General features: G+C 40.3%; 11 protein-coding genes. 6 read left to right on the top strand and 5 right to left on the bottom strand.

All coding sequences use genetic code 11. From position 1 onward, the window contains the following. Positions 1–69 precede the first annotated feature (69 nt). The 5 genes from rimP to CKW03_RS13530 all read left to right on the top strand — a co-directional run bounded on the left by rimP (position 70) and on the right by CKW03_RS13530 (position 7,897). Positions 70–534 (top strand): ribosome assembly cofactor RimP, encoded by a 465-nt coding sequence (rimP, locus tag CKW03_RS13550; protein ID WP_093097900.1) that lies wholly within the window; start codon positions 70–72, stop codon positions 532–534. Between the two features lie 2 nt (positions 535–536). Next, a complete protein-coding gene (gene nusA / locus CKW03_RS13545) occupies positions 537–1,775 on the top strand; it encodes a transcription termination factor NusA (protein WP_093097898.1) in 1,239 nt (412 codons plus the stop codon). A 102-nt stretch (positions 1,776–1,877) separates the two neighbouring features. Then, entirely contained in the window at positions 1,878–4,970 is a 3,093-nt protein-coding gene (gene infB / locus CKW03_RS13540) for a translation initiation factor IF-2 (RefSeq protein WP_093097897.1), read from the top strand. 209 nt (positions 4,971–5,179) lie between these two features. Continuing rightward, complete coding sequence (locus tag CKW03_RS13535; protein WP_093097895.1) at positions 5,180–6,223, top strand: ferredoxin--NADP reductase; 1,044 nt, start codon at positions 5,180–5,182, stop codon at positions 6,221–6,223. 9 nt (positions 6,224–6,232) lie between these two features. Then, on the top strand, positions 6,233–7,897 hold the full coding sequence (locus CKW03_RS13530) for a PNGase F N-terminal domain-containing protein (protein WP_093097894.1): 1,665 nt from the start codon (positions 6,233–6,235) through the stop codon (positions 7,895–7,897). A gap of 19 nt (positions 7,898–7,916) precedes the next feature. On the opposite strand, the gene CKW03_RS13525 is transcribed toward CKW03_RS13530, so the two are convergent. The 5 genes from CKW03_RS13525 to CKW03_RS13505 form a co-directional block, all read right to left on the bottom strand. Next, positions 7,917–8,789, bottom strand: a complete 873-nt coding sequence (locus CKW03_RS13525) for a DUF72 domain-containing protein (RefSeq protein WP_093097892.1) — start codon at positions 8,787–8,789, stop codon at positions 7,917–7,919. A gap of 89 nt (positions 8,790–8,878) precedes the next feature. After that, a complete protein-coding gene (locus CKW03_RS13520) occupies positions 8,879–9,838 on the bottom strand; it encodes a glycoside hydrolase family 43 protein (protein WP_093097891.1) in 960 nt (319 codons plus the stop codon). 170 nt (positions 9,839–10,008) lie between these two features. Next, positions 10,009–10,446 (bottom strand): nuclear transport factor 2 family protein, encoded by a 438-nt coding sequence (locus CKW03_RS13515; RefSeq protein ID WP_093097889.1) that lies wholly within the window; start codon positions 10,444–10,446, stop codon positions 10,009–10,011. Positions 10,447–10,692: 246 nt separating this feature from the next. Continuing rightward, the gene (ygiD, locus tag CKW03_RS13510) at positions 10,693–11,577 is read right to left on the bottom strand and encodes a 4,5-DOPA-extradiol-dioxygenase (RefSeq protein WP_093098484.1); all 885 of its coding nucleotides are present in this window, start codon (positions 11,575–11,577) and stop codon (positions 10,693–10,695) included. Between the two features lie 93 nt (positions 11,578–11,670). After that, the gene (locus CKW03_RS13505) at positions 11,671–12,501 is read right to left on the bottom strand and encodes an AraC family transcriptional regulator (RefSeq protein ID WP_093097888.1); all 831 of its coding nucleotides are present in this window, start codon (positions 12,499–12,501) and stop codon (positions 11,671–11,673) included. Positions 12,502–12,866: 365 nt separating this feature from the next. Here CKW03_RS13505 and CKW03_RS13500 point away from each other — a divergent pair, with 365 nt between their 5' ends. Further along, positions 12,867–14,186 carry an ammonium transporter gene (locus tag CKW03_RS13500; protein ID WP_093097886.1) on the top strand — a complete coding sequence of 440 codons (1,320 nt, stop codon included), beginning with the start codon at positions 12,867–12,869 and terminating at the stop codon, positions 14,184–14,186. The last annotated feature ends 92 nt before the right edge of the window (positions 14,187–14,278 follow it).

Raw genomic sequence — 14,278 nt, 5'->3', positions numbered from 1 at the left:
TTGTACCTTTGTACTATCTGAAAGGAAGGGGGCATGGTATGCCCCCTTTTTTAATTCATTTTTTAAAATATGCAGGTTGAAAATCGAGTAATCGAGTTAGTAGAAGAAAAAATTGCCGACAGACCGGATCTATTTATTGTCAGTGTTCGGTTTTTAAAGAATGGCGTTTTAGAGATTCTTTTAGATGGTGATAATGGGATTGCAATTGAAGATTGTGTTCAAGTGAGTCGCCATGTTGGTTTCCATTTAGAAGAAGAGAACGTGATTGATAAGGCCTATCGTTTGGAGGTTTCCTCTCCAGGTATTGATTCCCCTTTGTTATTGAATAGACAGTACGAGAAGAATATCGGTAGAGATGTTCAGGTGAAGATGCAGGATGGAACAAAACGAGAAGGACAGCTACTGGCAATCAACGATGGGTCGATCAGCATAGAAGAGAAAGTAAAAGAAAAAGGAAAGAAAGCCGTGTTACAACAAGCTGAAATTCCCTTAGAAAAAATAAAGGAAACAAAGGTGTTAATTTCATTTAAATAAGAATGAGTACTAATATAAACTTGATTGACTCGTTTCAAGAGTTTAAAGACTTTAAGAACATCGACCGTCCAACCGTAATTACCGTTTTGGAGGAGGTGTTCCGCAGTATGATCCGTAAGCGTTTTGGAACTGACGAGAATGTAGACGTTATTGTCAACCCAGATAACGGTGACTTGGAGATCTGGCGTACGCGTGTAGTTATGGAAGATGGTTTCTCTGAAGATGATGATTTGGAGATCGAATTGGAAGAAGCGCACAAATATGATCCAGATTTAGAAGTTGGGGATGATTACATTGAGCAAATTACTTTAGAAAGCTTTGGTAGACGTGCAATTTTAGCGGCTCGCCAAACATTGGTTTCTAAAATCCTTGAGCTTGAGAAAGATGAAGTCTTCAAGAAATACAAAGACCGTGAAGGCGAGTTGGTTATTGGCGAGGTTTATCAGATCTGGAAGAAAGAGATCTTGGTATTAGATGAAGATGGAAATGAATTGATCCTACCTAAAAGTGAGCAAATCCCAGCGGATTACTTCAAAAAAGGTGATAGCATCCGTGCGGTTGTTGACAAAGTGGACATGATGAACAATAATCCTAAGATTATTATCTCTCGTACCGCTTCAGAGTTCTTGCAAAGATTATTCGAACTTGAAGTTCCTGAGATCTTTGATGGTTTGATCACAATTAAAAAGATCGTTCGTGAACCAGGAGAACGTGCTAAGGTAGCTGTTGAGTCTTATGATGACCGTATCGATCCAGTTGGTGCTTGTGTGGGTATGAAAGGATCACGTATCCATGGTATCGTTCGTGAGTTGCGCAATGAGAACATCGACGTAATCAACTTTACAACCAACCACTCCCTGTATATTACGCGTGCATTAAGTCCTGCACGTATTACTTCAATCAAGATTGATGAAGAAAACAAAACTGCGGCGGTTTACTTGAAACCAGATCAGGTTTCATTGGCAATTGGCCGTGGAGGACACAATATTAAATTAGCTGGTAAATTAACTGGTTATGAAATCGATGTATACCGTGAGAGCGGAGAAGAAGAGGAGGATGTGGACATCGAAGAATTTGCAGATGAAATTGACGGATGGATTATCGACGAGTTTAAACGCGTTGGTTTAGATACAGCTAGATCTGTATTGGCACTGTCCGAAGAAGAACTTGTAAGACGTACAGATTTAGAAGAAGATACCATTCGCGAGATCGTACGTATTTTACAAGCGGAATTCGAATAATAAAAAGTTCGAATCTGAGGGTTTAACAATTTATAATAAATTGTTAAATCCTTGTAAAAAAACATATTTTTGTAGTACGAAATTATATTTAGGAAATAGTAGATGACAGAAGGTAAAAGTATAAACTTGCTTAAGGCGGCAAAAGAACTCAACATTGGGATAGGCACAGCTGTTGAATATTTGGTTAAGAAAGGGTTTGATGTAGACTCTAAACCAAGTTCGAAGTTGAGCCCTGAAATGTATGGGGTTCTTTTGAAAGAATTTCAGGGTGATAAGATTGTTAAAGACGAGGCTAAACAAATAGTTATCGGCAAGATTCGCCGTGAAGAAGGTCCAGCCACAGGCACTGCTAGCTCCAGCCCTGAATCTACTGAAGAAAAGGAAAGCCCTGCTGATGTGAAGGAAATCCTGATTAAAAATGCTTCTACAGAGAATGCTCAGCCTGCTGAGGATCCAAAGAAAGAAGATTCAGGTTCCGCTCTTAAGGTTGTAGGTAAGATAGACTTAGATAGTTTGAAGCGTGGTAAGCCCGCTGCGAAACCTGAGCCTAAAGAAGAAAAACCTGCAGAACCTGAGAAGAAAGTAGAGGTGAAGAAAGAAGAAGCTCCAGTTGCGAAACAGGAAGTAGAGCCTAAGAAAGAAGAGGTTGCTAAAGTTGAGGAAAAGAAACCAGTGGTTGAAGAACCCGTAAAACCAGCTCAACCTGTGAAGACAGAGGTACCAGTTCAAACAGAAAAGCCAGCACAGCCTGAGAAGGTTGCACCGCCACAGAAATCTGAGAAGATAGAAAAACAACCTGAAGAGGTGAAAAAAAATAAAGAAGTAGAAAAACCTGCTGCTAAAGCTGAACCTGCCGATGATGTAATCCGCGCTCGTTCAGAAACTTTAAGCGGTCCTAAAGTAGTTGGCAAGATCCAGTTGCCTGTATCTAAACCACACAAACCTGTTGCTTCATCGTCAAACAATGCTGGTGGAAACCAACATGACAACAAGCGTAAGCGCAAGCGTACGAACAAACCTAACACTGGACACGGTGCTCCTGGACATGGTCAAGGACATCAAGGCCAAGGTCAGCATGGACAAAACCAAGGTCAAGCTGGTCAAGGACAGGGTCAGGGACATGGACAACAGCATGGTAACAGACAAGATGGCGGAAATCGGCCTCCATTCCAAGGTGGTAACAGACCGAACCGCGGAAATCATCCTAACAACGACCGTCATGGTAACAACAGAGGTCGTAATGATAGAAACAGAAAACCTGATACACCGAAGGAAGAACCTACTGAAAAGGAAATCCAAGATCAAATCAAAGCAACACTGGCTCGTTTGAGCGGTGCTGGTAAATCCGGTAAATTTGCACAACGCGCGAAATTACGTCGTCAAAAACGTGATGATATAGCTCTTTCCGCTGAAGAAGCAGCAATGGAAGAAGCAGCAATGTCAAAAGTATTGCGCGTAACGGAATTCGTTACAGCAAATGAGTTGGCAAACCTAATGGATGTTCCAGTTACTCAAGTTATTGGTACTTGTATGAGCTTAGGTATGTTCGTGTCGATCAACCAAAGGTTGGACGCTGAAACATTGGCTATCGTAGCTGATGAGTTCGGATTCCAAATTGAATTTATCAAACCTGAGGATGAAGAAACAACAGAACTTGAAGAAGCAAACGATGAAACTCGTTTGGTTCCAAGAGCACCTATTGTAACTGTCATGGGACACGTTGACCACGGTAAGACATCCTTACTTGACTACATCCGTAAAGCGAATGTAACCAAAGGTGAAGCCGGTGGTATTACCCAGCACATTGGTGCTTATGCTGTACAATTGGAAGGTGGCAAGAAAATCACATTCTTAGATACACCAGGTCACGAAGCCTTTACGGCGATGCGTGCTCGTGGTGCGCAAGTAACGGATATCGTTATTATCGTGATTGCAGCGGATGACGCGGTGATGCCTCAAACTAAAGAAGCAATCAACCACGCGATGGCTGCAAACGTTCCAATCGTATTCGCCTTCACTAAGGTGGATAAACCTGGAGCAAATGCCGATAAGATCCGTGAGCAATTATCGATCATGAACATTTTAGTTGAAGATTGGGGCGGTAAATACCAAGCCCAAGAGATTTCAGCTAAGACAGGTGAGAATGTTGAATTGTTATTAGAGAAAGTATTATTAGAAGCAGAATTACTTGAACTGACTGCAGACCCTAAAAAACGTGCTGTAGGTTCAGTTATCGAAGCTGCTTTAGATAAAGGTAGAGGTATTGTAACGACTGTACTTGTACAGGGAGGAACATTGAAAATCGGTGATCCAATCTTAGCGGGATCTTATTCTGGTAAAGTTAAGGCCTTGACCAACGAGCGCGGAGAACGCGTGAAGGAAGCAGGACCATCTATGCCAGTACAGATTCTAGGTATGTCGGGAGCTCCTACAGCGGGTGATAAACTTTACGTAATGGAAAGTGAATCTGAAGCTCGTCAGGTAGCTAACAAACGTCTTCAATTACAACGTGAGCAAGGTATGCGTGCTACTAAGCACATTACCCTTGACGAAATCGGTAGACGTCTTGCAATCGGTAACTTTAAAGAACTCAACATCATTGTTAAAGGTGATGTGGATGGTTCAATCGAAGCATTATCCGATTCATTATTGAAACTGTCTACGGATGAGATCCAAGTTAATATCATCCACAAATCAGTTGGTGCTATCTCTGAATCAGACGTATTATTAGCTTCTGCATCAGATGCGATCATCATCGGTTTCCAAGTTCGTCCTACTCAAAATGCGCGTAAGCTTGCTGAGAACGAACAGATTGATATCCGCCTTTACTCGATCATCTATGACGCAATCGAAGAGATCAAATCAGCGATGGAAGGTATGTTGGCACCGAAACTTGAAGAGAAAATCGTTGCTGAGGTTGAAATCCGTGAAGTGTTCAAAATCTCCAAAGTGGGTTCAATCGCAGGATGTATGGTTCTTGATGGTAAGATCAACAGAAATAACGATGTGCGCATAATCAGGGATGGTGTAGTTATCCATACTGGTAAATTAGCTTCATTGAAACGTTTCAAAGACGACGTGAAAGAAGTTGCACAAGGTTATGAATGTGGTTTGAGCATCGAAAGATTCAACGATATCCAAGAAAAAGATATTGTAGAAGCATTCGAACAAGTAGAAGTAAAACGTAAGCTTTAATCTAAAGCTTCAACCAAAATAATTCAAGAGGTTTAACCATTTGGTTAAACCTCTTTTTTTATGCCATCAAATCCTGAATGAACCTAGCAATCTTAAACAACAGTTCCTCCTTTCAAAATTTTATCCAGAATTGCCTACTTATGTTTTATTGATGTCCTATTGAGTATTTCTATTTGAAAATTCTAATGTAAGCTATTATCTTTAGCATCATGTTTACATTCAGGATTTCAGAGATCATTCAACAACCCAATCACAATATATCCATACGATTTGAAGATATTTCCGGGGATTATCCCCCATACAAGGCGGGACAATTTTTAACCTTGGCTTTTGCTTTTGGCGATCGGGAAGTCAGACGCTCGTATTCTTTTTCCAGCAGTCCAGCGGTTGATGAACCTTATGAGATTACCGTTAAGCGCGTGGATAATGGCGAGATTTCGAGATTACTTCATCATAAGACGCAGGTAGGGGATGAAATCCAGGTGATGGACCCTCAAGGCCTATTCACATATATCCCTTCAGAGACTAACAACAATACCATCTTTCTATTTGGTGCCGGCGTAGGCGTTACACCTTTGTTTTCTATTTTGAAGACAGCATTGGTTGCTGAAACCGATACAAAGGTAGTCTTGGTCTATAGCAATAGCTCCAAGGAGCAAACGATCTTTTATGATGAGCTTTTGGAATGGCAAGCAGCCTATCCAGAAAGATTGCATATAGAATTTATTTGGTCCAACAGCAAGAACCTATTGACCGCAAGATTGAATAGGGATTATATCTTGAATCTTGTCCGTGAGCATTTAAATGATGAGCAGGATGCTGTTTTCTATACCTGTGGTCCTTTGTTCTATATGGACTTGGTTCGATTTACCCTCTTAGGAATGGGAGTCCCGGAGGCCGACATCAAACGAGAAACTTTCCATTTCCCTGAAGAAGAGGAAGACGAAGACGAGAAGGAAGAAGAACCGGTGGATATGACCAGTTATGATATTGTCCTGAAATTCCAGGGCAAAGATTATCCCATGACCATCCCTTACGATAAAACGATCCTGGATATCGGATTAGAGCATAAAATCAAATTGCCATATTCCTGCAAATCGGGTATGTGCAGCACCTGTATTTCCCAAGTAACCAAGGGCGCAGTCAGGATGGATTACAATGAGGTTTTGACCGATAGGGAGGTAGATAATGGTAGATGCCTGATCTGTACCTCACACCCTATGGAAAACGGAACAACCATTGAGGTTTTTTAAATAAAAGAAATGAAAAGAGGATTCGTACTAACTATGCTTATGATCATGGCCCATTTGGTCTTTGGTCAAGAAACCTATAAAATTACCTACCATTATTTCCGTGATGGAGCGATGATGAAGCAAGATCCCGTAGTGGTATTTGCTACTAAAGGCAAATCATTCGTTACAAAGGAAAGTCTCGTCTCGGGATCTGCCCGATACCCTGCCGAAGTTTCCAGGTTTGATTACAGCAATAAGAAGGTATATCGAATCGCTTATTTATCTGCTACAAAGAAGATCAGTACGGTAGATAGCACAACCCTGAGCAAGTATACTTATGAAGAACAAGGCGCAGGAACTGAAATCTTAAAACATAAAACAAAAAAGGCAGTCACCTCTGTCAATTCCAATAAAATTGAGCTATTATATAGCAATGATCTTTCCATCAATGCAGCTCCAAATGATTTGGGGCAAGGGATGGGATTGGTCTTGGAATACAGAAGAAATGGCAATTCAGGTCTTGTGGCAGCAGCTATTGAAAAGCTGAAATCATGGCCGAAAGAGCTGCCAGTCATAGAAAATTCTGATTTGCTTGATGAATTGACCTATAGGGACGAGCTTTGGAAAAGCCGCTTTGTCCACATTCCGATCTTCCAAGATGAACAGATTTGTTTTCAACCCGGAATCAAATCCGATTCTATTATGAGGTTTGCTGAAGGAACGGTAATCCTTAAAAAAGTGCGGGTTCCTCAGGTTGATGAGCATAGCCAAGCTTTTATCCAATTGATTGAAAAGTCGAATGGTGATGCTTATGACAGAACGGGTTCTGTTTTCTTGATTGCTGAGGATCAAAAAACCAGCTTTCTGGATGGCATGAAAAACGGAATGGAAACCCTTCCAAAGATCATTGATTCGGCTGGAGTTAGTTATCCCGGAATGGTCAGGACCTCCGAGTTCTCACCAGTATTTGAACTAATGCGATTTTTTACCCCTTTTGGAGTTTCACATTTTAATGATCGTCTGACTTTAAAAGGCAAAACTTGGCAAGACAGCGTGATATATCGCCAAGATGTATCCGAATTTCTTTCTGTCCTTGCTGGCAAAGAGGTATATATCGGAACCTATATCGGAAATTATGATAAAGGCGGCCACAAGGTAAGTTTAGAACTCACCATCCATCCGGGAGGCTCAAATTACGCCAATGGCATGAAGATTATGCCTTTATTCAATACGACCAACATCATGGAGATGGGGGGACAGATCTATCCAACTATGTTCGCCGATGAAAAGGGATTAGAATTGACATTTGAATTAGCAGAAGATATCAAAGACGCCAAACTCAGATATATTACTACCGGACATGGTGGTTGGGGGAATGGCGATGAATTCGTTCCTAAACCGAATAAGATTTTTATGGATGGGCATTTACAGGCGCAATTTACGCCATGGAGGTTGGATTGTGGAAGCTACCGACTCTACAATCCCGTTAGTGGGAATTTCGAAGATGGACTTTCTTCTTCCGACTTGAGCCGATCAAATTGGTGTCCCGGGACAGTTACAAACCCTGTGTTCATAGATTTAGGAGATTTGAAAGCAGGAAAACATACCGTTCGCGTTCAGATTCCACAAGGACCTCGTGAAGGTGATAGCTTTAGCTTTTGGAATGTATCCGGGGCTTTAGTCTATCAACAATAGAAAAAACAAAAAGACGCTTTTAGAGCGTCTTTTTTGCTACTGGTATCTTGCAGTTTAATTTTTTGTTCAGTTCTTCTGCGAAGTCGGTCGATAGGAAAGAGGTTTCCGGATCTATTTTCTGATGGATAAAGAAGTAGGCCTGTTTTAGACCGGCATCTTTCCATTCCTTTAGCTTCAATACCCAATTGGAAAGCCTTTCCTTGTCTAGGATTTCATTGGAGGAAACAAAACGGATAAAGGCCACTGGCGTAGTCAACCTAAAGTTCAGCATATCCCTTCGGCCCGGTGTATCCACGATAATGTTGCTGGTCTTGGTCTCAGTCAACAATTTCAGGTATTTCTCTAAAACCTCTTTGTCATTGAACCATTCTTCATGTCGAACTTCAAAGGCTAGGGGATAACCTTTTGGGAATCGCTTCAGAAAACCCTCTAATCTATCGAATGCCTTTGGCCTGAAGTTCTCCGGCATTTGCAAAAATGCCGTACCCAACTTTTCTTCAAACAGCACCGTGGAATCTACAAAAGCGGCAACTTTTTCATCCGTATTGTTCAATCGGGAATAATGGCTGATGCTATTGGTGAATTTTGGGCAGAATTTGAAATCTTCAGCAGTTCTGTTTTTCCAGATCAATACCTGCTCTTTGCTTGGCGATCTATAGAATGTTCCATTAAACTCTAAGGCATTGAAATTTTGGGAATATATTTTCAATTCATCCTTCGTTCCGCGCGGATAAAAACCTTTCAGGTCCGCCTTTGACCATTTCGGGTAGCCAACATACATTTCAAAATCATCATTATTTTGATACCGGTTCAACAATTCGATGGTCTCAATGGGAGTCACTGGGAAAGAAAAATCAATTTGAGTAGGATCGTCTACTTTTCCGAATTTCATGTTAAATGCTTTGAGGCTACTAAGATAGGGTTAATAAAAGAAAAGCCATTCCTTTGAGTGGGAATGGCTTTTCTTTTTGCTGGAATATCTTATTTCAAGACATGTTTTACGCCTTCAAAAGTCATCTGTACAGGTAGGATCTTACCATCATTATCAAATTTCATCTCATCGATACAGGTTTCACGCTCATTTGCGCCCTTTTTATCCAATGGACGACGGTGGTATACCATGTAATATTTGTCCTCGTTAGGGATTTTGATCACCGAATGGTGACCAGCACCGTAAGCAATCTTAGGATCAGGCTGGAGTACCGTTCCAATTCTTTCAAAAGGACCAAACGGAGTATCCGATATAGCATAAGCTACTTTATAATCAGGACCTGTCCATCCACCTTCAGACCACATGAAATAATATTTGTTGTCCTTAATAAACATAAAAGGACCTTCAGTGTAGTTTTCTGGAGTCACCTCCTTATAGATGGTTCCATCCTCAAAGGGAACTAAGCTCTTGAAATCATCGCTCAATTTCACGACATTACAATGTCCCCAACCACCATAAAACATATAGTGTTGCCCATCTTTATCCCTAAATACAAATTGATCTATGGGTTGTGCACCATGGACAATATCATTGATCAATGGTTTACCAATCAAATCCTTGTATGGACCTTCGGGCTTGTCTGCTACTGCCACACCGATCCCGCCGATCTCACCTTCATGTACATCATTGGCACCAAAGAAAAAGTAGTACTTGCCATCTTTTTGAATGACAGAAGGTGCCCACATTGCTTTATTGGCCCATTTTACCTCGGTATTATCCAATATATTAGGATGCTTTTTCCAATTCACAAAGTCTTTTGAAGAGAAGGCATCAAACTTGATCTGTTCTTCATATGGGGCAGAATAAGTCGGGAATATCCAATATTCGTTATTGTAGATTATCCCTTCGGGGTCAGCATACCAACCTTTGAAAACAGGGTTTTGCTGTGCCTGGCTCGTGCTGCAAAATAATAGGCTTACTGCAGCCAGAGAAAGTATAGTGTTTTTCATTTCAAAATAGGGTTTAAGTATCTGAAAATACGGAAATATTGTTTGATTACAAATTTATGGTATAGATAGAGCTATGCATAATCCATCAATCTCCTGAAAATAAACAAAAAAAAGGTATAACGTTCAGTTACACCTTTTGGGAAAGAATCTACTTATAAACGAAGAGGGACTTATTTTACTGGGTATGTTACGGTTACATTGCTTATTTTCCATCCGTCTTTGCTGTTGCATAGGGTTACATAATCATATCTTGTGAAATGCTCAAAGCTTGTAGCGACTCTTACAATGCTGCAATCATCGTTTTTCTCAACGAATGTGTAAGATGATTCCGCTGCCAATTTTACTCCTTTTTGCTTTTTCAAGTGATTGACCAAAGTGCTTCTTCCAACAAGTTCACTCTTGCCGTTATTTGGAGTTGCATATTTGAAGTTTTCAGTGAACAAATGGTCTACCAAAGCAACTTCGCCATTATTGGTTGCATCGATGTAGTGATCGATAATAGATTCTACCTTTAAGAACTTTACGGGTTCTGGTTTACTGTTAGCAAATACAAATGAACTGACAAGTGTAAATACTGTTGCTGCGATTAGTGAGATTAGCGTTTTCATGATTTTGAATTTTTAATTTATTAGTTTTTGTGTTTGTAATTGTTTGATTCAAAGGTATATGGAATACCAAGACACTAACAGGGTGAATAGGCAAGCTCTTAAGAAAACTCGGTAAAACGTGAATATTATTCGGTGAAAAAAACTCATAAAAAAACAATTTCGGTGAATGGCTGGGATAGGGAATAAAAAAAGAAGCTATCGAATTTTCGATAGCTTCTTAACAATTAACCTTCTAATTATCAGGCGTTAACCTATTTTAAAGGATGTCATGGTCAATGCGCCAGCCACTGCGGCATCATTGAATATCTGTAAGTCTTCATTCTTTTCCTGTAAGGCCAGCGCATAAATCATCGGCAGATAATGCTCAGGCGTAGGGATCGCCATCTGAAAGGCTGGACCTTGTTTGTCAAAGTCTATCAGCGGTTGGTGATTGCCGTCCAATATGTACTCCTTCATCTTTTCATTGGCTTCCTGTGCCCAGTCAAAAGCATATCCTACCGTGTTTAAGTGCTTCCAAGAAACCATCCTCAGATTATGCACATTGTTTCCTGAACCAATGATCAGTACACCTTTCTTGCGCAAGGCCGCCAATTCCTTAGCTAATGCATAGTGATGGGAGGCAGGCATGCTGTAATCAATGCTCATTTGTATAATAGGAACATCCGCATTGGGGTACAGATGTTTTACCACCGACCAAGATCCATGATCTAAGCCCCATTTATCATCCAAATGCACGTCCTTGCTCACAACGATTTCTTTTACCGCTTCCGCCAGTTCCGGCGAACCGGGGGCTGGATACTGTACGTCGAACAGCGCTTGTGGAAACCCACCAAAATCATGGATGGTACTTGGCATCTCCATCGCAGTTACATAAGTGCCCCGTGTTTCCCAATGCGCCGATATCACTAGGATAGCGGTTGGTTTTTCTATTTCCTTACCTATATTTTTGAATCCTTGAACAAACTCATTGTCTTCAATGGCGTTCATTGGACTGCCATGGCCTAGAAACAACACCGGCATATTGCTGCTGCTGTTTAGCCCATCTATAAATTTATTGAGACTTTTCAATTTGACTGCGGCGCCAGCCAGTGGCAAGGTTGCAGCTGCAGCTAGAAATTGTTTTCTTGTCATATCTTCCATTATAAATTCCTTTCCAATGTATTTACAAATATCGCAAGGATATGGTATCGAGAGGTATGAGAATTTGGAAGAAAAGTATAAGAATTAGGAAATCAAGCGGTTCATTTCCTCCCTAAACTCTGAAGGGGTCTGACCCGATTTCTTCTTAAAAACGCTGGTGAAATAGGCCTTGTCAGAATAACCCAATTCAAAACCTATTTCCGAAATGGTCTTATTGCTGCTGATCAATAGGTTTTTGGCTTCAATCAGTTTCCGGGTTTCGATGATTTCAGAAACACTTTGCTGCAGGATATTCTGAGTGATGCTATTTAAGTTCCGCGGACTCATGAACAATTTTTCAGCATAATAATTTACACCTTCAGGCCTACGAAAATTCTCCTCTAGGATATTTAAGAAATTCTTAAAGGTGATATCTTGGTTTTTATAGAGATTCAAGTGGTCGGGTTGCTGTTTTTTTCTTTCGGCTTCGATCATCGTAAAGAGGCTGTTCAGCAATTCCCTCACTATTGCCAGTTCAGGTTTTTCTTGTTGCATCTCATCATATATCATTTTACAGATCTGCTCCAAGCGATCAAAGCATCGTCCTGATTGAAATGCCAAGTTTGCATTGTCATGATAATAACTATATAGATTAAAGGTAGTTTCTGGAATGAATTCACTTTTAAAACGCAAAACCCAAAATTCACATTCCCCATTCTCCAGCATAGGTACCACCCGATGGATTTTACCGCGACTTACAAAACAAACAAAAGGGGCGGTATAGGTTTCACTTCGGAAATCAATGAAATGCTCGATTTTACCCCGAATCCCAATGATGAGTTCCTCAAATTGATGATTATGGGGCTCATTGCTCTGTCCTTGTATGTATAGTGCCTCTTTATTATCTACTTTATATATTTTGAACAGATCATCCATGTCGCAGCATTTATTTCTATTAAATATCTCAAATTTTGTTGAATTGTTTGTTCCAAAATCAAAATAATGAGTTTTGACCCCGATAAAAACAAAAAGTATTCGGTTTTTATCATAAACCAATGATATGACTGCTCTTTTATCAATAAATCTTGCTAATTAATATATGGTTTAATGAAAATGATCTTAAAGAATGGTTTTTTGATATGAAAAATCTATTTTTTATTGAATATCGTATATTTTTATTTGTTTTGTTTATGCTTTATTAAATAAATCAATAAAATAATTGATTTTTTTCTATAAAAAATCAAAAAATGTTTTGATAAATTCAATAAAAATGTATTTTTGTTGAATAAAATTTAAACATTATGGTTTTATCTGGTAAAAAGTCTTATGTACCTCTCGTTTTTATGGGGATTTTAGTATTAATTTCGCTTGTTTTTTCAAAATCACCTCAAACCCATTCCAATTCCGGGTATAATTATGCCGATATCGCATGGATGTTGACTTCTACGGCCTTGGTTTTGATCATGACACCAGGTTTGGCCTACTTTTATGGTGGGATGGTCAAGAAAGAGAACGTTATTTCCACCATGTTGCAAAGTTTTATTTGCATGGCGGTGGTTGCCGTGATTTGGGTAATCTTTGGATTCAGTTTGGTTTTCGGGGAGTCCATAGGAGGGGTCATTGGCAATCCTTTCACATTTTTTATGTTCAATAATGTATTGGAACGAGGACCTTGGGAGGCAGCACCGACCATTCCCTTTGCACTCTTTGCAATCTATCAGCTTAAGTTTGCGATTATTACCCCCGCATTGATTACAGGTGCTTTTGCAGAACGAATTCGATTTACTTCTTATGTACTCTTTATTTGTTTATTCTTTGTGTTTATATATGCACCATTGGCACATGCCACTTGGCATCCCGAGGGCTTGCTATTCAAGCTAGGTGTTTTGGACTTTGCTGGGGGTACGGTGGTCCACATGTCGGCTGGATTAACCGCTTTGGCTTCTGCAATATATTTGAGAAAAGGAAAAGATATGCATAGTCACAGCCCTGCACGTATTACTTATGTGCTACTGGGTACTGGTTTACTATGGTTTGGTTGGATAGGTTTCAATGCTGGTTCGGCATTTTCAGCATCAGAATTAGCAGCGACAGCATTGATTACCACTTCAACGGCTTCCGGTGCGGCAGCATTGACCTATATATTTTTTGATGCCGCTAAAGGTATCAAACCTTCAGCCATGGGGGTCTGTATTGGTGCAGTAGTTGGTTTGGTGGCCATTACTCCGGCAGCAGGGTTTGTCACCTTCGGGCATTCCTTGGTCATCGGCGCTGTAGCCGCAGTGATCAGTAGGGTAGTAATTGCTTGGAGAACAAGATCAAGAATCGATGATACTTTGGATGTATTCCCGAGCCATGGGGTAGGTGGTATGGTGGGTATGATCCTGACCGGTGTATTCGCTACTAATGCCATTAATCCAGCTATTCCTGACAATGGACTATTCTATGGTGAATGGAAACTTTTTTCAGCGCATATCATAGGACTGATCCTTTCCGCGATATTTATCATCATTATGGCCTTTATCTTATTAAAACTTACCGACCTGATTACTCCACTCCGTGTTTCGGATGCTGATGAGGAAGTTGGTCTTGACATCTCCCAGCATGGAGAAAAACTTTGATCCTTATTAACTAAAAATAACCTGAATGATACCTGGCTTTCTACCTGAAGGTCAGGTTTTTTTTATCGTCATTAAAACATTTCTTCTTTTCG

The organism is Sphingobacterium mizutaii (assembly GCF_900187125.1).
GTDB classification, from domain to species: domain Bacteria; phylum Bacteroidota; class Bacteroidia; order Sphingobacteriales; family Sphingobacteriaceae; genus Sphingobacterium; species Sphingobacterium mizutaii.
Note: the sequence above shows the minus strand (reverse complement) of the source record. Positions and strands in the feature narration are given on the sequence as shown.

What these genes read in the sequence shown, in the direction of transcription:
- rimP (WP_093097900.1), top strand. Translation starts at nt 70, where the DNA reads ATGCAGGTTGAAAATCGAGTAATCGAGTTAGTAGAAGAAAAAATTGCC.
- nusA (WP_093097898.1), top strand. Translation starts at nt 537, where the DNA reads ATGAGTACTAATATAAACTTGATTGACTCGTTTCAAGAGTTTAAAGAC.
- infB (WP_093097897.1), top strand. Translation starts at nt 1,878, where the DNA reads ATGACAGAAGGTAAAAGTATAAACTTGCTTAAGGCGGCAAAAGAACTC.
- CKW03_RS13535 (WP_093097895.1), top strand. Translation starts at nt 5,180, where the DNA reads ATGTTTACATTCAGGATTTCAGAGATCATTCAACAACCCAATCACAAT.
- CKW03_RS13530 (WP_093097894.1), top strand. Translation starts at nt 6,233, where the DNA reads ATGAAAAGAGGATTCGTACTAACTATGCTTATGATCATGGCCCATTTG.
- CKW03_RS13525 (WP_093097892.1), bottom strand. Translation starts at nt 8,789, where the DNA reads ATGAAATTCGGAAAAGTAGACGATCCTACTCAAATTGATTTTTCTTTC.
- CKW03_RS13520 (WP_093097891.1), bottom strand. Translation starts at nt 9,838, where the DNA reads ATGAAAAACACTATACTTTCTCTGGCTGCAGTAAGCCTATTATTTTGC.
- CKW03_RS13515 (WP_093097889.1), bottom strand. Translation starts at nt 10,446, where the DNA reads ATGAAAACGCTAATCTCACTAATCGCAGCAACAGTATTTACACTTGTC.
- ygiD (WP_093098484.1), bottom strand. Translation starts at nt 11,577, where the DNA reads ATGACAAGAAAACAATTTCTAGCTGCAGCTGCAACCTTGCCACTGGCT.
- CKW03_RS13505 (WP_093097888.1), bottom strand. Translation starts at nt 12,501, where the DNA reads ATGGATGATCTGTTCAAAATATATAAAGTAGATAATAAAGAGGCACTA.
- CKW03_RS13500 (WP_093097886.1), top strand. Translation starts at nt 12,867, where the DNA reads ATGGTTTTATCTGGTAAAAAGTCTTATGTACCTCTCGTTTTTATGGGG.